The following is a 19,524-nucleotide window of genomic DNA, read 5'->3' on the forward strand; positions in this document are numbered from 1 at the left end:
GAGTATGTCAACGAGAGGCTGCAGATACCCAGATCGTGATGTCGGCGTGCACCACCTCGACGCCCGCAGTGTCACGGATGGCAACCGGCACGACGATCTCGCATCCGTCGGTGATGGTCGCGAAATCGGGAATGGTCTCCAGTTCTGCCACCGCGCGCAGTGACGTGGTCGCCTTCGTCAGGTACTGGACGGTCATCGACTTGGGGATCCAGCGGTGCGACGTCGGAACGGTGGCCTCGGCGAGCATCCCCATCGCAACCTCGGCGAGGTTGCACGCGGCGATCGCGTGGAACGTGCCGAGGTGGTTGCGGATCCCCAGCCATTTCGGGGCCGTGACCTCGCAGCGCCCCGGTTCCAGCGCAACCACCCGCGGCAGCACGGACGCGAAGTAGGGCACCCGAAGACACATGCCGACGGAGAACACGGTGGATCCGATAGTGTTGTTCGGCAGCTTCGACCAGGCTCGATACGTGGCCCCGGTGGTGGTTGCGACTGTGTTCATGGGCTTACCTTACTGCTGAGTAAGGTCGTGCGGAGCATATGGATCGACCCCGAGTTGATCTGTCGCGCATACTGCGGCATACTGGTCGGGTTGCCTGGACACGGGACGCGCTTGCGTGCGGCCTGAACCAGGTGAGTCGATCGAGAGATCGGCTGAGCAGAACATGAGACCAGCGCTCCACGTGAGCGCGTCCGGACCACCAGCTCGATCGGTGTGGGTTTCCTCCCTCGGATGGTTGAAGCGAAAGTTTCAGCGCAGAAGAATGAGCGGAATCGCGACACGCCCGACCGCGTGGACCGGAGAACCATGACAGATGAAGAGCGGCAACGGATACAGGTCACGCCTGGTCGTCAACGTTTTTCACTGTCGTGTGTGCACGAAGGCAGTTCGAGTCGGAGGGATTCCCCCGGCTCGGGGACTGTGCAGACGAGGTGGAGCAGGCCGAACGGCCCGTTCTACGACCAAGCGGCAAGAAAAGGACACTAAGCGTGGCGGGACAAAAGATCCGCATCAGGCTCAAGGCCTACGACCATGAGGCGATCGACGCGTCAGCGCGCAAGATCGTCGAAACGGTCACCCGTACGGGTGCCCGCGTCGTCGGACCGGTGCCGTTGCCGACAGAAAAGAACGTGTACTGCGTCATCCGTTCGCCGCACAAGTACAAGGACTCGCGCGAACACTTCGAGATGCGTACTCACAAGCGGCTCATTGACATCCTCGACCCGACACCGAAGACGGTGGACGCGCTCATGCGCATCGACCTCCCGGCCAGTGTCGACGTCAACATCCAGTGAGCGCGGAGACAACGATGACTGATAACAAGAACCGGCCTGCGACAGGAATTCTGGGCACCAAGCTCGGAATGACCCAGGTCTTCGACGAGAACAACCGCGTCGTTCCGGTGACCGTGATCAAGGCAGGCCCCAACGTGGTCACCCAGATCCGCACCCAGGAACGTGACGGCTACAGCGCCGTCCAGGTCGCATTCGGTGCGATCGACCCGCGCAAGGTGAACAAGCCCACCACCGGCCAGTTCGAGAAGGCAGGTGTCACGCCGCGTCGCCACATCGTGGAGATTCGCGTTGCCGACGCCTCGCAGTTCGAGGTCGGCCAGGAGCTCACGGCTGCAGTGTTCGAGGACGGCGCATACGTCGACGTCACCGGCACCAGCAAGGGCAAGGGCTTCGCCGGAACCATGAAGCGTCACGGCTTCAAGGGACAGGGCGCGAGCCACGGTGCACAGGCTGTGCACCGTCGTCCCGGATCCATCGGTGGCTGTGCAACGCCGGGTCGCGTGTTCAAGGGAATGCGCATGTCCGGACGTATGGGTGGCGACCGCGTCACGACGCAGAACCTCTCGGTCCACAAGGTGGACAGCGAGAACGGTCTGCTGCTGATCAAGGGAGCGATCCCGGGCCGTCGCGGCAACGTCGTGATCGTCAAGTCTGCATTGAAGGGTGGTGCACGGGCATGACCAGCCTCGAGAAGAACACCGAGACCAAGCTGACGCTCGATGTCAAGGAAGCCGGCGGCAAGACCAACGGCACCGTCGATCTCCCCGCGGAGATCTTCGACGCACCGGCGAACATCGCGCTGCTGCACCAGGTCGTCATCGCACAGCTGGCAGCTGCTCGTCAGGGAACCCACTCCACGAAGACTCGTGGCGAGGTTCGCGGCGGCGGCAAGAAGCCGTACCGGCAGAAGGGCACCGGCCGCGCCCGTCAGGGCTCGACCCGCGCTCCTCAGTTCGTCGGCGGTGGCACGGTCCACGGACCGCAGCCGCGCGACTACAGCCAGCGGACCCCCAAGAAGATGAAGGCCGCCGCACTGCGCGGAGCCCTCTCCGATCGGGCCCGCAGCGAGCGCCTGCACGTCATCACCGAATTGGTTGCCGGACAGGTTCCGTCCACCAAGGGTGCGAAGACGTTCCTCGCCGAGATCTCGGACCGCAAGAAGGTCCTGCTCGTCGTCGGCCGCGAGGACATTGCAGCCTGGAAGAGCGTTCAGAACCTGGACGGCGTGCACCCCATCGCACCCGACCAGCTCAACACGTACGACGTGCTCAACGCCGATGATGTCGTTTTCAGCGTGGAAGCGCTGAACACCTTCATCGCTGGGCCTGCAAAGAACGAGGAGGCAAGCAAGTGACCACGATCGCCGATCCCCGCGACATCTTGCTGGCACCGGTCATCTCCGAGAAGTCCTACGGACTGATCGAAGAAGGCACGTACACGTTCCTGGTGCACCCGGACTCGAACAAGACGCAGATCAAGATTGCCGTCGAGAAGATCTTCGACGTCACCGTGACCAGCGTCAACACGATGAACCGTCAGGGCAAGCGTAAGCGGACCCGGTTCGGTTACGGCAAGCGCAAGGACACCAAGCGCGCGCTCGTAACGCTCTCCGCCGACAGCAAGCCCATCGAGATCTTCGGAGGTCCGGTCGCGTAAGCGACTGGGACTCTTCGGATATAGAGGACGAGAAGACTCATGGCAATCCGTAAATACAAGCCGACAACCCCGGGCCGTCGTGGCTCCAGCGTGTCCGACTTCGCTGAGATCACGCGTTCGACCCCCGAGAAGTCGCTGATCCGCCCGCTGCACGGTCGCGGTGGACGTAACGCACACGGTCGTATCACCACCCGGCACAAGGGTGGCGGTCACAAGCGTGCGTACCGTCTCATCGATTTCCGTCGCAACGACAAGGACGGCGTGCCGGCCAAGGTCGCTCACATCGAGTACGACCCCAACCGCACCGCGAACATCGCACTGCTGCACTTCGCAGACGGCGAGAAGCGCTACATCGTCGCACCCAAGGGCATCGCCCAGGGCTCGCCGATCGAGCAGGGTGCCAATGCCGACATCAAGCCCGGCAACAACCTGCCCCTGCGCAACATCCCGACGGGTACGACCATTCACGCGGTCGAGCTCCGTCCGGGTGGTGGCGCGAAGATGGCCCGCTCCGCCGGAGCGAGCATCCAGCTCCTCGGTAAGGAAGGCCCCTACGCCACGCTGCGTATGCCGTCCGGTGAAATCCGTCGCGTCGACGTGCGCTGCCGCGCAACCGTCGGCGAGGTCGGCAACGCCGAGCAGTCGAACATCAACTGGGGCAAGGCCGGTCGCATGCGCTGGAAGGGCAAGCGCCCGACCGTTCGTGGTGTCGTGATGAACCCGGTCGACCACCCGCACGGTGGCGGCGAGGGCAAGACCTCCGGTGGACGCCACCCGGTCAGCCCTTGGGGACAGCCTGAAGGCCGTACCCGCAAGAACAAGGCGAGCGACAAGCTCATCGTCCGTCGTCGTCGTACCGGCAAGAACAAGCGCTAGGAGGGAGTTCAGAATGCCACGCAGCCTGAAGAAAGGCCCGTTCGTAGACGATCACCTCCTCGCGAAGGTTGACGTCCAGAACGACAAGGGAACCAAGCAGGTCATCAAGACCTGGTCCCGTCGATCGACAATCCTCCCCGACTTCATCGGTCACACTTTCGCCGTCCACGACGGTCGCAAGCACGTACCGGTGTTCGTGTCCGACTCGATGGTCGGCCACAAGCTCGGAGAGTTCGCACCGACCCGCACGTTCAAGGGTCACATCAAGGACGACCGGAAGGCGAAGAGGCGATGACCAACTTCACCCCCACCGCCAATCCGACTGCCAAGGCCGTAGCGAAGCACGTTCGCGTCACGCCGATGAAGGCACGTCGCGTCGTGGATCTGGTTCGTGGGCGCTCCGTCGAGGACGCGCTCAACATCCTCAAGTTCGCGCCGCAGGCAGCGAGCGAGCCGGTCGCCAAGGTGATCGCGTCCGCAGCCGCCAACGCCGAGAACAACCTGGATCTCGATCCCAGCACGCTGATCGTCGCCACTGCATTCGTCGACGAGGGCACCACCCTCAAGCGATTCCAGCCGCGTGCTCAGGGCCGGGCATTCCGGATCCGCAAGCGCACCAGCCACATCACGGTGATCGTCGAAAGCCTGCCCAAGACCGGCGGAACGTCTCGTAACCGTCGTAAGGGCCAGGCGTCCAAGGAAGGGGCTCAGTAGTGGGTCAGAAAATCAACCCGCACGGCTTCCGCTTGGGTATCACCACTGACTGGAAGTCGCGTTGGTACGCAGACAAGCAGTACTCGGAGTACGTCAAGGAAGACGTCGAGATCCGCAAGCTCCTCGCCACCGGCATGGAGCGCGCGGGTATCGCCAAGGTCGAGATCGAGCGCACTCGTGACCGTGTTCGCGTGGACATCCACACGGCACGTCCGGGCATCGTCATCGGTCGCCGTGGCGCCGAGGCCGACCGCATCCGCGGAGCTCTCGAGAAGCTGACCGGCAAGCAGGTTCAGCTCAACATCCTCGAGGTCAAGAACGCCGAGTCCGAGGCTCAGCTCGTGGCCCAGGGTGTTGCCGAGCAGCTCAGCAACCGCGTCGCATTCCGTCGCGCAATGCGTAAGGCCATCCAGTCGGCCATGCGTCAGCCGAACGTCAAGGGCATTCGTGTTCAGTGCTCCGGCCGTCTCGGTGGCGCTGAAATGTCTCGCTCGGAGTTCTACCGCGAGGGACGCGTTCCCCTGCACACGCTCCGTGCCGACATCGACTACGGGCTGTACGAGGCCAAGACCACCTTCGGCCGCATCGGCGTCAAGGTCTGGATCTACAAGGGCGACATCGTCGGCGGACGGCGTGAACTCGCTGCCGCTGCGGCTCCGGCCGCCGGTGCAGACCGTCCCCGTCGTGAGCGTCCCACTCGTCCGCGTCGCAGCGGTGCCTCGGGCACCACGGCGACCAGCACCGAGGCCGGCCGCGCGGCATCCGCAACCGAGGCTCCGGCCTCGACCGAGCCCACTCAGGAGGGCTGACGCATGTTGATCCCCCGCCGGGTCAAGCACCGCAAGCAGCACCACCCGAAGCGTTCGGGTGCCGCCAAGGGCGGAACTCAGGTGACATTCGGTGACTACGGCATTCAGGCTCTCGAGCCCGCCTACATCACCAACCGTCAGATCGAGTCCGCTCGTATCGCGATCACTCGCCACATCAAGCGTGGCGGCAAGGTCTGGATCAACATCTTCCCGGACCGCCCGCTCACCAAGAAGCCTGCCGAGACCCGCATGGGTTCCGGTAAGGGTTCGCCCGAGTGGTGGATCGCGAACGTCAAGCCGGGTCGCGTGCTCTTCGAGCTGTCGTACCCCGACGAGACCATTGCGCGTGAGGCACTGACTCGCGCCATCCACAAGCTGCCCATCAAGGCACGCATCATCACCAGGGAGGAGCAGTTCTGATGGCTACCGGAACCCCAGCCGCAGAGCTCCGCGAGCTCACCGGTGAAGAGCTGGTCACCAAGCTGCGTGAGTCGAAGGAAGAGCTGTTCAACCTTCGTTTCCAGATGGCTACCGGCCAGTTGGACAACAACCGTCGACTGCGCACCGTCCGTCACGAGATCGCGCGCATCTACACCGTCCTGCGCGAGCGTGAGCTCGGCTTGGCATCTGGTCCTTCCGAGGACACTGCAGGTGACGCGGCATGAGCGAGGAAAAGACTGTGACTGAAGAGCGCAACAACCGCAAGACTCGGATCGGCTACGTCGTATCCGACAAGATGGAGAAGACGATCGTCGTCGAGCTCGAGGACAGGGTCAAGCACCCCCTCTACAGCAAGATCATTCGTCGCACCACCAAGGTCAAGGCACATGACGAGAAGGGCGACGCCGGCGTAGGCGATCGCGTTCAGCTCATGGAGACCCGTCCGCTGTCCGCCACGAAGCACTGGCGACTGGTCGAGGTTCTCGAAAAGGCCAAGTAGTACCTGCACAAAAATGCCCGCTCCCTTCCCGGGGGCGGGCATTTGTGCTTTCCGAAGCATGCGCGGCTTACCTGCCCAGCAAGCCGCCCAGTGCTCCGCCGACGCCTGCTTGCTCACCGCCACCGGTACCGCCGACCAGTCCACCCGGCGGCTGTTCCGACGGCTGCACCACCACGAACCCCTGGCCGGCGAATTCCAGCGTGAACCTCTCTCCGGTCGAGCGGCCGATCAACGTTCCGAGCCCGAACGAGTCGTTCTTCTTCACCCTCGTCTGCAGAGACGACGACCACGCAACTGCTGCCTGCGGGTCGGCGAACGTCGGCTGGTCGACGTTCAGGACGACCGGCACTCCGTCGGTGGTGATGGCGATACGGCCCCGACCGGTGAACACACAGTTGAAGAACCCCGCGTTTCCACCCGAAGCGGCACCCTGGACACGCTTGATGTCGTAACTCAGCGAGGAGTCGAACGCGAGAACGTTGGCCCCGTTGATGGTGAGCCCGTCCGTACCGTCGAGATCGATCAGATGGACGTCCTGTGCGGCGTTGGCGAGGAACAGGTCGCCCTGGCCCGTGACCTTCATCAGAGGGACGCCTTCGCCGGACAGGGCTTGTTTGAGGGCTCGACCTATACCCCCGGAGCCCTTGGCCTCGAACTGCAGTGTGCCCTGGTACGCGACCATCGAGCCGGCCCGAGCCATGATCTCGCCGTTCATGCCGACCCGGCACATCTTGCTGCCCTGTTTCTGAATCCCCGATCCGGGAACTTCGGCGTGGGCGGGCGCGAACAGTTCACTTCTCATGGCCAGGACTCCTTGTGGGACAGGTGAATTCACGATCGCTTCGCTTCGGTGCGAGGGCGGTGCCGTCGGTGCCTCGGGTGTGGGCGGATCGTCGTCCTCGACGCTGATACCGAACGCGGTGGCCAGGCCCGCCAACCCATCGGCGTACCCCTGGCCCACCGCCCGAATTTTCCATTGCTGGTTGCGGCGATAGAACTCCAGGATGACGAGAGCACTCTCGTCGCCGAGTGCGTCGGCGGTGAATCCGACGATCGCACCGCCCGACGTGTCGGAGACGGTCACCGATGTCGGGCCGGCGGCAGCGAACGTTGCCGGACCGGTACCGTCCAGCGATGCCGCGATGGCAACGGTCTCGATATCGGCTGGAATCGCGGAGGGATCGAACAGGACGAGATGGCCGGACGGTCCGCGCTGGTACTCGAGGCCTGCGCCCTCGGGTTGGTTGTAGAACACCAGATCCGCGTCCGAACGCACCCGTCCGTCCGGCCCCAACAGCAGCGCAGACACGTCGACCGACGTCGAGGCGGTAAGTGTCACCGTCAGCCGGCCGGTCGGAGCGGGGCAGTTCTCCCCGCGAGCGAGGTTTTTCATCGGATCCAGTGTGCCAGTGTCGACGCGTGCTGTCAGGAACGCGCGAGTTCGATGACTTCTTCCTCGGTCGGCGGGCTCTTCGGGTGGTAGGACAGGCACAGGGGAGTGGCGGTTCGCCGGAACTCTGCGCCCTCGACGGCAGCGTAGAACTGCCCCGCGAGCAAACGGCCGACATCGGGTACCGAGCCGCCTTTGACGCGGGCCATCTCCTTGGCCGCCTCGACCTGGGACGGGCTGTTGAGCAGTCCGTAGAACTGCGTCGACGCGTTTCCGGCGATGCGGTTGTGCAACCCCTTCGGTGCCTGCGTGGCAAACACGAGACCGAGACCGTACTTACGCGCCTGCGACGCCAGCGCAAGTGTGCTGTGTGTCGCTGCGGTCGTGCGATCGGAGGGGGCGAAGTTCTGCGCCTCGTCCATCACGAACAGTCCGCCGAGCGGCCGGTCACCCGCCGGGTTCTTCTTGATCCAGGAGAACAGGCCCATCTGCAGCTGATTGACGAAGCTCTGCTTCTGCTCGTCGGTGGTCAGGCCCGCCAGATTGATCACCGATACTCGGGCCTTCTTTCCGTCGGCCGGAGTCAGCAGCACTGCCGGGTCGACCGGGGTGCCCGCCCCTGCGAACATGGGGTCGTTGGCCACGGCAGCCTTCAGATTTTCGGCCAGTCCCTGCGCGATCCGTACGGCATCGCGCAGGTCGCTGGTGTCCTCGGGCAATTCTTCGAGCAGGTCGATGAAGTCCGCCAGCGTGCCGCCCTGTGGGCGTCGACCGAAGAGATCGAGCGCCGACTTCAGCACTGCGCGGCCGTGTTTCGCCTTCTGGGAAGTACCCAGGACGCCGGCGGCGGGCTCGAGCGACGCCAATGCGGATTCGACGGAGGAATCGAACTCGTCGGCATCACCGAGAACGCTGACGAAATCGGGCAGTGGCTGAAAGCTCAGCGGTCGGCCCGCCGACTTGCGGGGCGTCCACACCACGACGTCGGTGTCGCGTAGATACGCCGCCGCCTTGGCCTCGTCGCCCGGCGGCCACGTCCGTTCGTCCTCGGGCCACGCGGTGCCGAGGCGAGCCAGGTCGTTGTTGACGTCCAACACGATCGCCGAAACACCTTGCAGCGCACATTCTTCCACCAGTCGGCGAATCAGTACCGTCTTCCCTGATCCGGAACCCGCGAAGATCGCTGTGTGCTTACGGAGCGCCTCGAGTTGGATTGCGACGTCCGCACCGGTGCTCACTTCCGACCCGGCGACGATCGACGGCCGGCGGCTCGCAATCGGTTCGGCCGCGACGGTGTTCTCGGGTTCGATCAATGCGGTGTCGTCGTCGACGACGCTGACTGCAGGCAATACGGAGGAGAACAGTTCGACCTCGTGTGCGGGCTTGCGCGCGAGCAACCACGACGTGAGAGCGGGGGAGTTCTCGGCCAGCAGGACCGACAGAGCCGCCAAGGCCCTGCGGTCCTCGTCGCCGAACGGCACGACGATGCCGCCTGCACGTCGCAGAGCGGCGATGGTCTGCTCGGTCTTCGCGCCATTGGGCCACGGGTCGTTTCTGATGAGGATCAGTCGCCGTTTCGGCATGTCTGCCCTGAGGCCGGCCGTGGTCACTGCACGCTCCACACGGGCCAACGCGGCCCTGGCGTTGCCGGAGGTGACCGCGCGGAAGCACCAGTGCTCCTCGTCGTCCGTATCGGTGTCGACGGTATGTCGCAGCCTGGCATGCAGGGCAGGCTTGCCGCTCGGAGGTGGGTCCTGGGCAAGGCTGTCGTCCGAGGACTGATGCTCGTGGATCCACGCGGTCAGGCCCGCAGACAGGAGTGCGGGGACGATCGAGTCCTCACTGTCGGGCTTCAGCGGAATGGAGACGTCGACCTGTTTGCGCAGTTCTGCGTAGCGATCGTCGAGTATGTCGAGTTCGTCGACCCGTGCTTTGGGGAGGTCCTGCGCATCCGCGGGCCCGGACTTGTCCGTGAAACTCTCCAACTCCGACGCGACGCCGGTGTCGAGGCAGTGCCTGATGTGACGGTCGACCGCGATCAGCAGCTGCCGCGGAGTGAAGTCCGGGGCCTGCTCGAATGCGTCGGGTGCCACCGGCCACGTCGGATGCGGCGGGGTGAAGCCTGCCTCGAGAAAGCACGCCGCCAGACGTCGTCCCAGTAACAGGCGTCCGATGTCGGACGACGGAATCGGCTTGAGAGGCTGCGTCACTCGGAAGCGGTCGCGCATCGGTGCCACGCCGCGGGCAGCGATCAACTCCCACGCGCTCGACAGAGCCGAGAGAACCGACGCGGTGCGAGGAAGCGTTTCGCGCAGCGACATCAGACCGTGCGCCAGTTGCTCGACGACCTTGTCTTCCTGTGCGTCGGCGAACTCCTGATCCGATCCCGTTCGGGATTGGGCGACCAACGTGTCGATCTGGTCTATCGCAAGAATTGTCGGACCGGTGATGGCCAGCAGCCGTGAGATGTTCTCGGCAATGCCTTGGTGACCGAGCTCGGCCCGGCGGATACCCCAGGGCGAGAATTCTTCGGCATCGACGTCGTCGATCGACTGCAGGTATGCGTCACCGAGATCCTGGACGGCCGAATCGGGGGCGATGGACAGCACCAAGGCGCGCAGCGTGTGCTGCGAGGTACGCCGATGTCGGGGGTGGACCTTGTATACGGCGGTGACGAAGTCGTTCAGCGTCTCGGCGTCGATCATGTTCTCGCCCATGATCTTTGCGCGTTGTTCGTCGGGAATGTCGCCGATCGTGCACAAGCGACGCAGCAGAAGTGCGAGTTGGCTGTCGGATCCTTGGCCGGAGGGCCGCATCAGGTCGTCGAGCATCCCCATGAGAGTCGACCGCCAGAAGCCCGCGGCGTCGAGCAGCCTGATCAGGAAGAAGTACCCGCCCTTCTGCTGCACCTCTTCGCGCACCTGCCCCAGCAGATGCGTCTTGCCGGATCCGGCCGGCCCGCGTACGACGACTCCGAGCGGACTGGCGTCATCCGACGTCTCTGCGTCGTCGTAGGCGTTCATCACCTCGAGGAACACCCGCTCGTGCATGCCGGGAACGTGCACGTTGGACTGCGAACGCCACACGTCGTCGGGGGTCGGGGCCCAGCTCAGCCGTACCGATTCCAGAGCCCGGATCTGCTCGTTGTCCGTCATCGTGGAGTTCACGCCCATCATGATTCGATCGAGAGAAGGTGGTTCTGCTGATTACCGACGACGACGGCCGCAGCGCGTTCCTCGTCGGTCAGCGTCTTCTGGTTTTCCTCGGGTATCAGCGAGACGTCCGCGGCGCGGCGCAGCCGTGCGAGTGCATCGTCGAGATCGGCACGAGGTATGTCTCGCAACTCGTTTCGCAAGCGAGACAGCCGAACGGTGCTACCGGGTTCACGTGCGAGCGACGCGTACGCGGTGCGAATCGAGGCCTCGATGTCGACGGTCTTGTCGGCATTCTCGGAGCTGTCGAGGGGGGCGGTCTCGTCCCCGCGGGGCGAGAACACATCGGCCGGACGGCTGTCGGTGCGATCCAGCCAGCGACGTAGCCCTGCCAACACGGTGAACATGGCCTTGCCTGCGCCTGTCGACCGAGCCGGTGGTTCACCGCCGATGAGCTCACCGCAGGTGCGCCACCCTTTGTCGGTCAGCTCCAGAGTCATCGGGCGCACCGAAGAATCGACCTCGATCAATCCCGAGTTCTTCAGTTTGTCGCGGGAAGCCTTCGGTAGTTCGGGGCCGAGTGCCTTGAGGGCGCTGTTCTTCACCGGACTCGCTTCGGCCATCAGAACGAGCAGTACTGCTGCTTCGGTGCCGTTCAGGTCTTCGGTACTCATCGAGGATCCCCCTTCGATCGTCTTCTCGATACTGCCTCGCGGATGGTAGCCACAGCGCGGTGCGGGTCGTCCATCACCTGAGCGTTGGTGAACCGCAACACCATGTACCCGTGTGTCTGCAGCTGGTTGTCGCGCACGCGGTCCTCGGCGAAGCGCTGGGCGGCACGGTGCTCGTCGCCGTCGATTTCCACGATGACTCTCTCGGTGCGCCACAGTACGTCGACTGTGAACGGACGGCTGAGTTCGCCGAGCCGAATCGAGCGATTGTGCTCTCGACCGGTGGCCCATTCGTGCTGGTCCAGCGCTCTGTACAGGCGCTTCTCCGGATCGCTCGCCGGGTGTGGGTGCCCGGCGATCGGCGGATAGCTCAACGGCCGGAAGCGATCGAGGACAGTGCTGACGCCGGCAGGCACTTCGGGTGCGCGCACCGATACGGACGGGAATCTGTCCATCCTCGACGAGCCACCGCCGGTGAGCCACACGCCCGCCCGTGCGTGAGCACACAGCCATTCCGCTGCGGTCGACACGAAGTCGGCGTCCACGGCGTCGGGTACGACCAGCACGAGAGCGACAACGTCGCGGCCGTGAGCTGCCGCGAGAGCTCGCGCCGAACCTGCCGCGCGGGTCTCGACGGTGAACACCGGCCGGCGTATCGGCCGTCCCGAGGAGGCCGACTCGGCCAGAGCCGCTATGTAGGGACCGAAGTGTGCCGAGTCGGCAGCCAGGCGAGCGGCGGACGTGCGAGCGGCACGCCGCTCCAACGTGGAGGTCCCTGCGTTGTGCTCGAACTCGGGGAGCCACAGCGCGGTCGAGTCGACCGCTGCGGTCTCCAGCGACGTGACCACCATCTCGACCAGGTCTGCCGAACGATGAGATGCCGACTCGTCGACAGTGAAGAAGACGATCGCAGGTGCGTCGGCGGGGAGCGGGTTCGCGGATTCGGCGAGCTCGCGTTCGGATGCCCCGCGCAGTCGAGTCACTCGATCTGCGGGAAGACTCGACCACCAGCCTGCGGTCTCACCGTTCCCGGTCACAGCTGCTCCCCGCCCACCCCTGTTGCCCCATCTCCGAACCGTACCGACAAGGTCCGACACGTAGGGGGCGAGCACGTCTCAGTGACGGCGATTTGGCTCTGGCATCGGCGTTCCCCTACACTTGACCGGTTGCCTGTGGCAGCGGTGTGTCTTCGTGCGCCCGCTCTCGGCAGCCGACCGCGCGTGTCGGGACGGAAATCCGGCACGTACGTACATCCAGGTCAAGGAGAAGTTAGTGATTCAGCAGGAGTCGCGAGTACGCGTCGCTGATAACACGGGCGCGAAGGAAATCCTTTGCATCCGCGTTCTCGGTGGTTCGTCACGTCGCTACGCCGGAATCGGCGACATCATCGTAGCTACGGTGAAAGACGCCATTCCCGGTGGAAACATCAAGAAGGGTGAGGTCGTCAAGGCCGTCATCGTCCGCACCGTCAAGGAGCGTCGCCGTCCGGATGGCTCGTACATCCGTTTCGACGAGAACGCTGCGGTGCTGATCAAGCCGGACCACGACCCCCGTGGAACCCGCATCTTCGGCCCGGTCGGCCGCGAGCTGCGTGAGAAGAAGTTCATGAAGATCGTCTCGCTCGCCCCGGAGGTGCTGTAAATGAAGGTGCACAAGGGCGACACCGTTCTCGTGATCGCAGGCAAGGACAAGGGTGCCAAGGGCAAGGTCATTCAGGCCTACCCCGCTGACTCCAAGGTTCTGGTCGAAGGCGTGAACCGCATCAAGAAGCACACCGCGGTCTCTGCCAACCAGCGCGGCGCATCCTCGGGTGGCATCGTCACTCAGGAAGCCCCGATCCACGTTTCGAACGTCGCAGTTGTCGACTCGGACGGAAACCCCACTCGCGTGGGCTACCGGACCGACGAAGAATCCGGCAAGCGCGTTCGTGTTTCCCGCAAGAACGGGAAGGACATCTGAGATGACTACCACCGAGAACATCGCGGGCGAACAGCCCCGCCTCAAGGCGCGCTACCGCGCTGAGATCAAAGACGCCCTGAACACCGAGTTTGCATACGAGAACGTCATGCAGATCCCCGGCATCGTCAAGGTCGTCGTCAACATGGGTGTCGGCGACGCCGCCCGTGACGCCAAGCTGATCAACGGCGCAGTTGCAGACCTCGCTGCCATCACCGGCCAGAAGCCGGAGATCCGCAAGGCTCGCAAGTCCATCGCACAGTTCAAGCTGCGCGAAGGAATGCCCATCGGCGCACGCGTCACCCTCCGTGGCGACCGCATGTGGGAGTTCCTCGACCGTCTGGTTTCCATTGCCCTTCCCCGAATCAGGGACTTCCGCGGCCTCTCGGGCACGCAGTTCGACGGCAACGGAAACTACACGTTCGGCCTCAACGAGCAGTCGATGTTCCACGAGATCGACGTGGACAAGATCGACCGTCCGCGCGGCATGGACATCACCGTAGTAACCACCGCAACCAACAACGAAGAAGGCCGCGCGCTGCTCAAGCACCTCGGCTTCCCGTTCAAGGAGAACTGAGTCCATGGCGAAGAAGGCATTGGTCAACAAGGCCAACAAGAAGCCGAAGTTCGCGGTGCGTGCATACACTCGCTGCAACCGCTGCGGCCGTCCCCATTCCGTGTTCCGCAAGTTCGGCCTCTGCCGTATCTGCGTGCGCGAGATGGCACACGCCGGAGAGCTTCCCGGAGTTCGCAAGAGCTCCTGGTGATCTGAGGCCTCCGGGCTTCACCACACCACGCTGATGGGCGTGGGTTCCGAAAGGAACCCACGCCCATTTTGCGTTGCTCAGGTCCTGACTTTCACACCGACCACACGTCGTGTCGTAGACCCAGAGAGCGGACCAGATCCAGCGCCGCATGATGATCCTGGCTGTCGACGAGCAGCAGCAGGCCACGCTCGGACATCGCCGACGCGAGGGCATCGGTGGAGACGGTTCTACATCCAGGCGGCATGTCCGGGTCTCCGAGTTCCCGGTAGGTGTCGGCAATCGCCACTACGTCCTCGACTGGATCGAATCCCCAGACGGTCACGAAATGTCCTAAGTTCCAGTCGAATTCGGTCAACTCTGCAGTATGTACATTCGCCAACGATCCGAAGCGGAAAGGCCCGTCGGCAAGATGGTCGAGCAGCAGACGCAATCTCTCGACGGAGGGCCCCACGATGGGAACCACGGCGACGCGGTGGTCGGTCGCGGTCTCGATGCCCTCCGTGAGACCTGCTGCCGTGGTCCCGGCTGCGTCGATCGATGCGGCTCTCGGCAGTAGATCCCACCCGTCGGTGATTCGGGGGGTTCCGGGAGGACGGGCCGAGTCGATTGCACCCGGCCAGATCGCGGACCTCGACGCGACCGCGAGGGCCGTCACGCCCGGTGCGTCGTCGCCCATGACGGCCGTCAGCGCAACCGATGCCGAGAACGGTCCGCAGAGTTGATCCGGTTGTGGCAGAGCATGATCGAGGGCCGAGACGACTGTGGTTGCCCCGACAAACCGTCGCAACACGTCAGTAGATCCAGCGCAGCGATTCGAGCAGTTCGTCCTCGGTATGGCTCTCCGCCCACGTGGCATCGGCGTCCCGGCAGGCGACGAACGCGCCCAGAAGTTCCATGCCCAACACGTCTCGGACCAGTGCGGACGACAGGAGGTCTTCGCGCTGTTGCGCGTGGGTCGTCGCGAGTGGGGAGATCCCCGCGGCATCCCGACGAGCATCGTCCCAACCTCCTACGTCCTCCTGGACCGGAGACGGCAACTGCGCCGAATCCGCCACTCCCGCCAGACCGGCCGCGATCGTGACGGCCAGCGCTAGATACGGATTGGCGGACGCGTCGCACGCCTTCAATTCGACGTTGGTGTGTTCCGGGCCGAGAAGGGGCGTGGCCGGTACGAGTCGCACTGCAGCCTCGCGGTTCTCGACGCCCCAGAATCCGAAGGCACCTGCCCAGTACCCCGGTCGACGACGCAGCAGTGACCCCGAACTCGGTGCCGTGATGGCAGTGAGTCCCGGGAGTTCTCGAACGAGGCCCGCGATGTACGCCTGCCCGGTGTCGGACAGTCCGTACTCTCCGTCGCCGGTCAGAGCGTTGTGACCGTCGCGAACCAGTGATGTGTGTAGGTGCCATCCGTTACCCGCACTGCTCGACGAGGGCAGGGGAGCGAAGCCTGCCCTCAGGCCCTGGGCTTTGGCCGCTGAGTGGATCGTCTGCCGCGCGAGTACCTGCGCGTCGGCCGCAGCAAAGGGATCGAGTGGACTCAATGCGATCTCCAGCTGGGAGCCGCCGTACTCGGCATGAATCTGCCCGATGTCGAGGCCATTCGCAGACAGCGCCTCGAGCAGCAGTACTACGAATTGATCGACATCGCGGAGTGCGTTCGCCGAGTAGGCAGGTCCGCGATGAGCGGACAGTCCGTCCGACTCGCGAGTCAGGGCGAACTCGATCTCGAATCCGGCCCGTACCTCGAAACCGGCATCGGACGCCTTCTGCACCTGCCGCTCGAGAACTGAGCGCTGATCGTAGGGCCACGGTGTGCCGTCCGCCGAGACCTGTCGTCCGTGCGCCCAGGCCAGCCCCGGCTGTCCGGACAGGGCGACCACGCTCGACGCGCTCTCGATCACCGGAATCAACCGCACATCGCCGGACGGCGTCGACAGTCCTTCGTGGGCGAATGTGATCCCGTCATGCGAATCGAATACCGCGAACACCGCGGTGACTCCCACTCCACGCCGTGCGACTGCAGTCAATTCTGCGGTGGGCACGGTGCGGGATCGGACGATGCCGTTGTTGTCGACCCAGCCGATGGTCACGCCGACGATGTTGCGGTCGCGCAGAGTGTGGGTGAGGTGGTCGATGTCGACTGCCTTCGAGTCCGTCATGGTCCGACGTTAGCGAAGAAGTACTCGTCGGGGTGTCCGACTGGACCCGAGCTGTCGCGCAATGGTAAGGCGATTTGGTCTTCGGGTGCGCGATGCCTACACTAGAGCGGTTGCCCGGGCTTCGTCGTGCCTGCACGCGAGTCCTTGCAATACAGAACGCAACCTCGAGTTCTCCGTACGTCAGCATTGAACATGCGGAAGCTCGTAACACCTGGCAGTGCAGCGATGCATTGCTTGGAGCGCAACCCCTGACCGGCAACAGTCGGTCAGGACATGTTCACTTCGCTGTAGGCCCACGATGTGACGAGCCAGGCCCGATGGGTTCTCCGGAACCCCAAGGCACCAGCCCGCGCGTGCTGCATGGGAACCGCTGCGAGAAAGGTGCACAGGTCACACCATGACGATGACCGATCCAATTGCAGACTTCTTGACCCGTCTGCGCAACGCCAACTCGGCGTACCACGACGAGGTGAAGCTTCCCCACTCGAAGCTCAAGGCGAACATCGCCGAGATCCTCAAGCGCGAGGGCTACATCTCCGATTACCGCACGGAAGACGCCGAGGTGGGCAAAACCCTCATCGTCGATCTGAAGTACGGCCCGAGCCGTGAGCGCAGCCTCGCCGGCGTGCGACGCGTCTCCAAGCCCGGTCTCCGGGTGTACGCAAAATCCACCAATCTGCCCAAGGTTCTCGGCGGCCTGGGCGTGGCGATTATCTCCACGTCCACCGGTCTGCTCACGGAGCGTCAGGCTGCCAAGCAGGGTGTGGGCGGAGAAGTCCTCGCCTACGTCTGGTAGGGGAGGCCACACCATGTCACGTATTGGAAAATTGCCGGTCGCAGTCCCCGCTGGCGTCGATATCACCATCGACGGCCAGGACGTTGCGGTCAAGGGCCCCAAGGGTGCCCTGAGCCTGACAGTCGCCGAGCCCATCAAGATCGCCCGCGCCGACGACGGCACCATCGCCGTCACTCGGCCCGACGACGAGCGTAAGAGCCGCTCGCTGCATGGTCTCTCGCGCACTCTCGTCGCGAACCTCATCACCGGTGTCACCAACGGTTACACCACCAAGATGGAGATTCACGGCGTCGGTTACCGCGTCGTACTCAAGGGCAAGGACCTCGAGTTCGCACTCGGTTACAGCCATCCCGTGCTGATCGAAGCACCCGAGGGCATCACGTTCACGGTCGAGTCGCCCACGCGATTCACCGTTGTCGGCATCGACAAGCAGAAGGTCGGTCAGATCTCTGCCAACATTCGTCGTCTGCGGCGTCCGGACCCGTACAAGGGCAAGGGCATCCGCTACGAGGGTGAAGTGATCCGCCGCAAGGTCGGAAAGACGGGTAAGTGATATGAGCCAGCAAACAGCAGACAAGGCGAACGTCGTCAAGCGCACACCGCGCGGCACCGACGTCTCGACGAAGCGTCGCCTGTCGAAGGCACGTCGTCACTTCCGCCTTCGCAAGAAGATCTCCGGAACGCCCGAGCGTCCGCGCTTGGTCGTCAACCGGTCCTCGCGTCACATCCACGTGCAGTTGATCGACGACCTGGCGGGCCACACGCTGGCCAGCGCGTCGAGCATCGAAGCCGATGTGCGCGCACTCGAGGGCGACAAGAAGGCCGTCAGCGCGAAGGTCGGCGAGCTCATCGCCAGCCGTGCGAAGGCAGCCGGCGTCGAGGCAGTCGTGTTCGACCGCGGCGGCAACAACTACAGCGGCCGCATCGCGGCACTCGCAGACGCTGCCCGCGAAGGCGGGTTGACGTTCTGATGATGACAATGACTGACAACGGAAGGACAGCCTGATGCCGGGACGTCAACGGCGTGACGGCGGAAGCGGCCCCGCCGGACAGAACAGTGGCCCCAACGCAGGTGGCGACAACAACCAGCGCGGCGACAACCGCGGTGGTGGCGGTCGCGATCGTCGTGACAACGGCCGTGGCGGCAACGCTGCGGACAAGTCGAACTTCATCGAGAAGGTCGTCACGATCAACCGCGTCTCCAAGGTGGTCAAGGGTGGTCGACGCTTCAGCTTCACCGCCCTCGTCATCGTCGGTGACGGCAACGGACTGGTCGGCGTCGGCTACGGCAAGGCCAAGGAAGTTCCCGCGGCCATCCAGAAGGGTGTCGAGGAGGCTCGCAAGAGCTTCTTCCGCGTCCCGATGATCGCAGGCACCATCACCCACCCCATCCAGGGCGAAGCCGCTGCCGGCGTCGTCATGTTGCGTCCGGCCAGCGCCGGTACCGGCGTCATCGCCGGTGGTGCTGTTCGCGCAGTGCTGGAGTGCGCCGGTGTCCACGACGTGCTGTCGAAGTCGCTCGGTAGCGACAACGCCATCAACGTCGTGCACGCGACCGTCGCAGCCCTCAAGGGTCTGCAGCGTCCCGAGGAAGTTGCGGCTCGCCGCGGCCTGACCCTCGAAGAGGTTGCACCCGCCGGAATGCTGCGCGCACGCGCACAGGCAGGAGCGGTGAAGTAATGGCTCAGCTGAAGGTCACTCAGATCAAGAGCACCATCGGCCAGAAGGCGAACCAGCGTGACAGCCTGCGTACTCTCGGGCTCAAGGGCATCCGCCAGACGGTCGTCCGCGAGGACAACCCGCAGAACCGCGGACTGGTCAACACGGTGCGCCACCTCGTAACTGTTGAGGAGGTCTAACCATGACCATCAAACTGCACCACCTGCGCCCCGCAGCCGGATCCAAGTCGACGAAGATTCGCGTCGGCCGTGGTGAAGGTGGCAAGCGCGGCAAGACCGCAGGTCGCGGTACCAAGGGAACCGGCGCACGCAAGAACGTGCCGGCACGCTTCGAGGGTGGCCAGATGCCCCTCCACATGCGGCTCCCAAAGCTCAAGGGCTTCACCAACCGCAACCGTGTCGTGTTCCAGGTCGTGAACCTGCGCGACATCGAGCGCCTGTTCCCCGAGGGTGGTCAGATCGGTATCCCCGAGCTGATCGCCAAGGGAGCTGTTCGCAAGAACGAGCTCGTCAAGGTTCTCGGAGACGGAAACCTCACCGTGAAGGTCGATATCTCGGCCAACAAGTTCACGGGCTCCGCCAAGGAAAAGATCGCCGCTGCCGGCGGTTCTGCAACCGAGGTATGAGCATTGCTTCGATGTGCTGAGTAGCAGCGCGTCGAGC

At 64.2% G+C, this 19,524-nt stretch carries 28 protein-coding genes; 21 read left to right on the forward strand and 7 right to left on the reverse strand.

The genetic code is table 11. The features are described from left to right. Positions 1–7 precede the first annotated feature (7 nt). Entirely contained in the window at positions 8–502 is a 495-nt protein-coding gene (locus tag CH268_RS25875; RefSeq protein ID WP_094666273.1) for a hotdog fold domain-containing protein, read from the reverse strand. Between the two features lie 488 nt (positions 503–990). Between CH268_RS25875 and rpsJ the strand changes: the two genes are divergently transcribed. Genes rpsJ through rpsQ form a run of 11 tightly spaced genes read left to right on the forward strand, consistent with a single transcriptional unit; the run spans position 991 to position 6,291 of the window. After that, entirely contained in the window at positions 991–1,296 is a 306-nt protein-coding gene (rpsJ, locus tag CH268_RS25880; RefSeq protein ID WP_003938093.1) for a 30S ribosomal protein S10, read from the forward strand. 14 nt (positions 1,297–1,310) lie between these two features. Continuing rightward, positions 1,311–1,976, forward strand: a complete 666-nt coding sequence (rplC, locus tag CH268_RS25885) for a 50S ribosomal protein L3 (protein ID WP_027496309.1) — start codon at positions 1,311–1,313, stop codon at positions 1,974–1,976. Further along, complete coding sequence (gene rplD, locus CH268_RS25890) at positions 1,973–2,650, forward strand: 50S ribosomal protein L4 (RefSeq protein WP_008718317.1); 678 nt, start codon at positions 1,973–1,975, stop codon at positions 2,648–2,650. Before rplC ends, rplD begins: the two co-directional genes overlap by 4 nt. Next, positions 2,647–2,952, forward strand: coding sequence for a 50S ribosomal protein L23 (gene rplW / locus CH268_RS25895; protein ID WP_027496310.1), 306 nt, complete (start codon positions 2,647–2,649; stop codon positions 2,950–2,952). The genes rplD and rplW overlap by 4 nt, the downstream gene beginning before the upstream one ends. Positions 2,953–2,991: 39 nt before the next feature. Then, positions 2,992–3,828: a 50S ribosomal protein L2 gene (gene rplB, locus CH268_RS25900; RefSeq protein ID WP_008718311.1), complete on the forward strand. Its 837-nt coding sequence runs from the start codon at positions 2,992–2,994 to the stop codon at positions 3,826–3,828. Positions 3,829–3,841: 13 nt separating this feature from the next. Continuing rightward, on the forward strand, positions 3,842–4,123 hold the full coding sequence (rpsS, locus tag CH268_RS25905) for a 30S ribosomal protein S19 (RefSeq protein WP_008718309.1): 282 nt from the start codon (positions 3,842–3,844) through the stop codon (positions 4,121–4,123). Continuing rightward, complete coding sequence (gene rplV / locus CH268_RS25910; RefSeq protein ID WP_027496311.1) at positions 4,120–4,542, forward strand: 50S ribosomal protein L22; 423 nt, start codon at positions 4,120–4,122, stop codon at positions 4,540–4,542. The genes rpsS and rplV overlap by 4 nt, the downstream gene beginning before the upstream one ends. Beyond that, on the forward strand, positions 4,542–5,351 hold the full coding sequence (rpsC, locus tag CH268_RS25915; RefSeq protein WP_027496312.1) for a 30S ribosomal protein S3: 810 nt from the start codon (positions 4,542–4,544) through the stop codon (positions 5,349–5,351). The genes rplV and rpsC overlap by 1 nt, the downstream gene beginning before the upstream one ends. Positions 5,352–5,354: 3 nt before the next feature. After that, a complete protein-coding gene (rplP, locus tag CH268_RS25920; RefSeq protein ID WP_027496313.1) occupies positions 5,355–5,771 on the forward strand; it encodes a 50S ribosomal protein L16 in 417 nt (138 codons plus the stop codon). Then, positions 5,771–6,016, forward strand: a complete 246-nt coding sequence (gene rpmC / locus CH268_RS25925) for a 50S ribosomal protein L29 (protein ID WP_027496314.1) — start codon at positions 5,771–5,773, stop codon at positions 6,014–6,016. Before rplP ends, rpmC begins: the two co-directional genes overlap by 1 nt. Continuing rightward, positions 6,013–6,291, forward strand: a complete 279-nt coding sequence (gene rpsQ / locus CH268_RS25930) for a 30S ribosomal protein S17 (RefSeq protein ID WP_027496315.1) — start codon at positions 6,013–6,015, stop codon at positions 6,289–6,291. Before rpmC ends, rpsQ begins: the two co-directional genes overlap by 4 nt. A 67-nt stretch (positions 6,292–6,358) precedes the next feature. Here the strand turns inward: rpsQ and CH268_RS25935 are convergent, their stop codons facing one another. Genes CH268_RS25935 through CH268_RS25950 form a run of 4 tightly spaced genes read right to left on the reverse strand, consistent with a single transcriptional unit; the run spans position 6,359 to position 12,541 of the window. Continuing rightward, positions 6,359–7,684 (reverse strand): AIM24 family protein, encoded by a 1,326-nt coding sequence (locus CH268_RS25935; RefSeq protein WP_094666274.1) that lies wholly within the window; start codon positions 7,682–7,684, stop codon positions 6,359–6,361. A gap of 32 nt (positions 7,685–7,716) precedes the next feature. Next, positions 7,717–10,836, reverse strand: a complete 3,120-nt coding sequence (locus CH268_RS25940; RefSeq protein ID WP_094666355.1) for a helicase HerA domain-containing protein — start codon at positions 10,834–10,836, stop codon at positions 7,717–7,719. 17 nt (positions 10,837–10,853) lie between these two features. Beyond that, entirely contained in the window at positions 10,854–11,507 is a 654-nt protein-coding gene (locus tag CH268_RS25945) for a hypothetical protein (protein WP_094666275.1), read from the reverse strand. Beyond that, positions 11,504–12,541, reverse strand: a complete 1,038-nt coding sequence (locus CH268_RS25950; RefSeq protein ID WP_094666276.1) for an endonuclease domain-containing protein — start codon at positions 12,539–12,541, stop codon at positions 11,504–11,506. Before CH268_RS25950 ends, CH268_RS25945 begins: the two co-directional genes overlap by 4 nt. A 235-nt stretch (positions 12,542–12,776) precedes the next feature. Between CH268_RS25950 and rplN the strand changes: the two genes are divergently transcribed. From rplN to CH268_RS25970, 4 genes are read left to right on the forward strand one after another with little or no spacing between them, the layout of a single operon-like run. Further along, on the forward strand, positions 12,777–13,145 hold the full coding sequence (gene rplN, locus CH268_RS25955) for a 50S ribosomal protein L14 (RefSeq protein ID WP_027496320.1): 369 nt from the start codon (positions 12,777–12,779) through the stop codon (positions 13,143–13,145). Further along, the gene (gene rplX / locus CH268_RS25960) at positions 13,146–13,463 is read left to right on the forward strand and encodes a 50S ribosomal protein L24 (protein WP_008718278.1); all 318 of its coding nucleotides are present in this window, start codon (positions 13,146–13,148) and stop codon (positions 13,461–13,463) included. Position 13,464: 1 nt separating this feature from the next. Then, entirely contained in the window at positions 13,465–14,037 is a 573-nt protein-coding gene (rplE, locus tag CH268_RS25965) for a 50S ribosomal protein L5 (protein ID WP_008718275.1), read from the forward strand. Between the two features lie 4 nt (positions 14,038–14,041). Next, positions 14,042–14,227 carry a type Z 30S ribosomal protein S14 gene (locus CH268_RS25970; protein ID WP_008718273.1) on the forward strand — a complete coding sequence of 62 codons (186 nt, stop codon included), beginning with the start codon at positions 14,042–14,044 and terminating at the stop codon, positions 14,225–14,227. A 91-nt stretch (positions 14,228–14,318) separates the two neighbouring features. Here the strand turns inward: CH268_RS25970 and CH268_RS25975 are convergent, their stop codons facing one another. Both CH268_RS25975 and CH268_RS25980 read right to left on the reverse strand, forming a co-directional pair. Then, the gene (locus CH268_RS25975; RefSeq protein ID WP_094666277.1) at positions 14,319–15,017 is read right to left on the reverse strand and encodes a DUF6885 family protein; all 699 of its coding nucleotides are present in this window, start codon (positions 15,015–15,017) and stop codon (positions 14,319–14,321) included. A gap of 1 nt (position 15,018) precedes the next feature. Next, positions 15,019–16,386 carry a glutamine synthetase family protein gene (locus CH268_RS25980; RefSeq protein ID WP_094666278.1) on the reverse strand — a complete coding sequence of 456 codons (1,368 nt, stop codon included), beginning with the start codon at positions 16,384–16,386 and terminating at the stop codon, positions 15,019–15,021. 397 nt (positions 16,387–16,783) lie between these two features. On the opposite strand from CH268_RS25980, the gene rpsH reads away from it, so the two are divergent. The 6 genes from rpsH to rplO are packed head-to-tail and all read left to right on the forward strand — an operon-like array spanning position 16,784 to position 19,487. Then, positions 16,784–17,182 carry a 30S ribosomal protein S8 gene (gene rpsH / locus CH268_RS25985; protein ID WP_008718266.1) on the forward strand — a complete coding sequence of 133 codons (399 nt, stop codon included), beginning with the start codon at positions 16,784–16,786 and terminating at the stop codon, positions 17,180–17,182. A gap of 13 nt (positions 17,183–17,195) precedes the next feature. Then, positions 17,196–17,735, forward strand: coding sequence for a 50S ribosomal protein L6 (gene rplF / locus CH268_RS25990; RefSeq protein ID WP_027496323.1), 540 nt, complete (start codon positions 17,196–17,198; stop codon positions 17,733–17,735). A gap of 1 nt (position 17,736) precedes the next feature. After that, positions 17,737–18,153, forward strand: coding sequence for a 50S ribosomal protein L18 (rplR, locus tag CH268_RS25995; protein ID WP_032365631.1), 417 nt, complete (start codon positions 17,737–17,739; stop codon positions 18,151–18,153). A gap of 34 nt (positions 18,154–18,187) precedes the next feature. Continuing rightward, entirely contained in the window at positions 18,188–18,862 is a 675-nt protein-coding gene (rpsE, locus tag CH268_RS26000; RefSeq protein WP_032365630.1) for a 30S ribosomal protein S5, read from the forward strand. After that, positions 18,862–19,041 carry a 50S ribosomal protein L30 gene (gene rpmD / locus CH268_RS26005; protein ID WP_008718256.1) on the forward strand — a complete coding sequence of 60 codons (180 nt, stop codon included), beginning with the start codon at positions 18,862–18,864 and terminating at the stop codon, positions 19,039–19,041. The genes rpsE and rpmD overlap by 1 nt, the downstream gene beginning before the upstream one ends. A 2-nt stretch (positions 19,042–19,043) precedes the next feature. Further along, positions 19,044–19,487, forward strand: coding sequence for a 50S ribosomal protein L15 (rplO, locus tag CH268_RS26010; RefSeq protein ID WP_027496326.1), 444 nt, complete (start codon positions 19,044–19,046; stop codon positions 19,485–19,487). The last annotated feature ends 37 nt before the right edge of the window (positions 19,488–19,524 follow it).

The sequence above is a fragment of the Rhodococcus sp. 06-1460-1B genome, assembly GCF_002258475.1.
Lineage (GTDB): Bacteria > Actinomycetota > Actinomycetes > Mycobacteriales > Mycobacteriaceae > Rhodococcoides > Rhodococcoides fascians.

What these genes read in the sequence shown, in the direction of transcription:
- rpmC (WP_027496314.1), top strand. Translation starts at nt 5,771, where the DNA reads ATGGCTACCGGAACCCCAGCCGCAGAGCTCCGCGAGCTCACCGGTGAA.
- rplO (WP_027496326.1), top strand. Translation starts at nt 19,044, where the DNA reads ATGACCATCAAACTGCACCACCTGCGCCCCGCAGCCGGATCCAAGTCG.
- rplB (WP_008718311.1), top strand. Translation starts at nt 2,992, where the DNA reads ATGGCAATCCGTAAATACAAGCCGACAACCCCGGGCCGTCGTGGCTCC.
- CH268_RS25970 (WP_008718273.1), top strand. Translation starts at nt 14,042, where the DNA reads ATGGCGAAGAAGGCATTGGTCAACAAGGCCAACAAGAAGCCGAAGTTC.
- rpsQ (WP_027496315.1), top strand. Translation starts at nt 6,013, where the DNA reads ATGAGCGAGGAAAAGACTGTGACTGAAGAGCGCAACAACCGCAAGACT.
- rplR (WP_032365631.1), top strand. Translation starts at nt 17,737, where the DNA reads ATGAGCCAGCAAACAGCAGACAAGGCGAACGTCGTCAAGCGCACACCG.
- rplD (WP_008718317.1), top strand. Translation starts at nt 1,973, where the DNA reads ATGACCAGCCTCGAGAAGAACACCGAGACCAAGCTGACGCTCGATGTC.
- rpmD (WP_008718256.1), top strand. Translation starts at nt 18,862, where the DNA reads ATGGCTCAGCTGAAGGTCACTCAGATCAAGAGCACCATCGGCCAGAAG.
- rplC (WP_027496309.1), top strand. Translation starts at nt 1,311, where the DNA reads ATGACTGATAACAAGAACCGGCCTGCGACAGGAATTCTGGGCACCAAG.
- rplF (WP_027496323.1), top strand. Translation starts at nt 17,196, where the DNA reads ATGTCACGTATTGGAAAATTGCCGGTCGCAGTCCCCGCTGGCGTCGAT.
- rpsH (WP_008718266.1), top strand. Translation starts at nt 16,784, where the DNA reads ATGACGATGACCGATCCAATTGCAGACTTCTTGACCCGTCTGCGCAAC.
- CH268_RS25945 (WP_094666275.1), bottom strand. Translation starts at nt 11,507, where the DNA reads ATGAGTACCGAAGACCTGAACGGCACCGAAGCAGCAGTACTGCTCGTT.
- CH268_RS25940 (WP_094666355.1), bottom strand. Translation starts at nt 10,836, where the DNA reads ATGACGGACAACGAGCAGATCCGGGCTCTGGAATCGGTACGGCTGAGC.
- rplP (WP_027496313.1), top strand. Translation starts at nt 5,355, where the DNA reads ATGTTGATCCCCCGCCGGGTCAAGCACCGCAAGCAGCACCACCCGAAG.
- rplX (WP_008718278.1), top strand. Translation starts at nt 13,146, where the DNA reads ATGAAGGTGCACAAGGGCGACACCGTTCTCGTGATCGCAGGCAAGGAC.
- rpsE (WP_032365630.1), top strand. Translation starts at nt 18,188, where the DNA reads ATGCCGGGACGTCAACGGCGTGACGGCGGAAGCGGCCCCGCCGGACAG.
- rpsS (WP_008718309.1), top strand. Translation starts at nt 3,842, where the DNA reads ATGCCACGCAGCCTGAAGAAAGGCCCGTTCGTAGACGATCACCTCCTC.
- rplE (WP_008718275.1), top strand. Translation starts at nt 13,465, where the DNA reads ATGACTACCACCGAGAACATCGCGGGCGAACAGCCCCGCCTCAAGGCG.
- CH268_RS25875 (WP_094666273.1), bottom strand. Translation starts at nt 502, where the DNA reads ATGAACACAGTCGCAACCACCACCGGGGCCACGTATCGAGCCTGGTCG.
- CH268_RS25935 (WP_094666274.1), bottom strand. Translation starts at nt 7,684, where the DNA reads ATGAAAAACCTCGCTCGCGGGGAGAACTGCCCCGCTCCGACCGGCCGG.
- CH268_RS25980 (WP_094666278.1), bottom strand. Translation starts at nt 16,386, where the DNA reads ATGACGGACTCGAAGGCAGTCGACATCGACCACCTCACCCACACTCTG.
- rplV (WP_027496311.1), top strand. Translation starts at nt 4,120, where the DNA reads ATGACCAACTTCACCCCCACCGCCAATCCGACTGCCAAGGCCGTAGCG.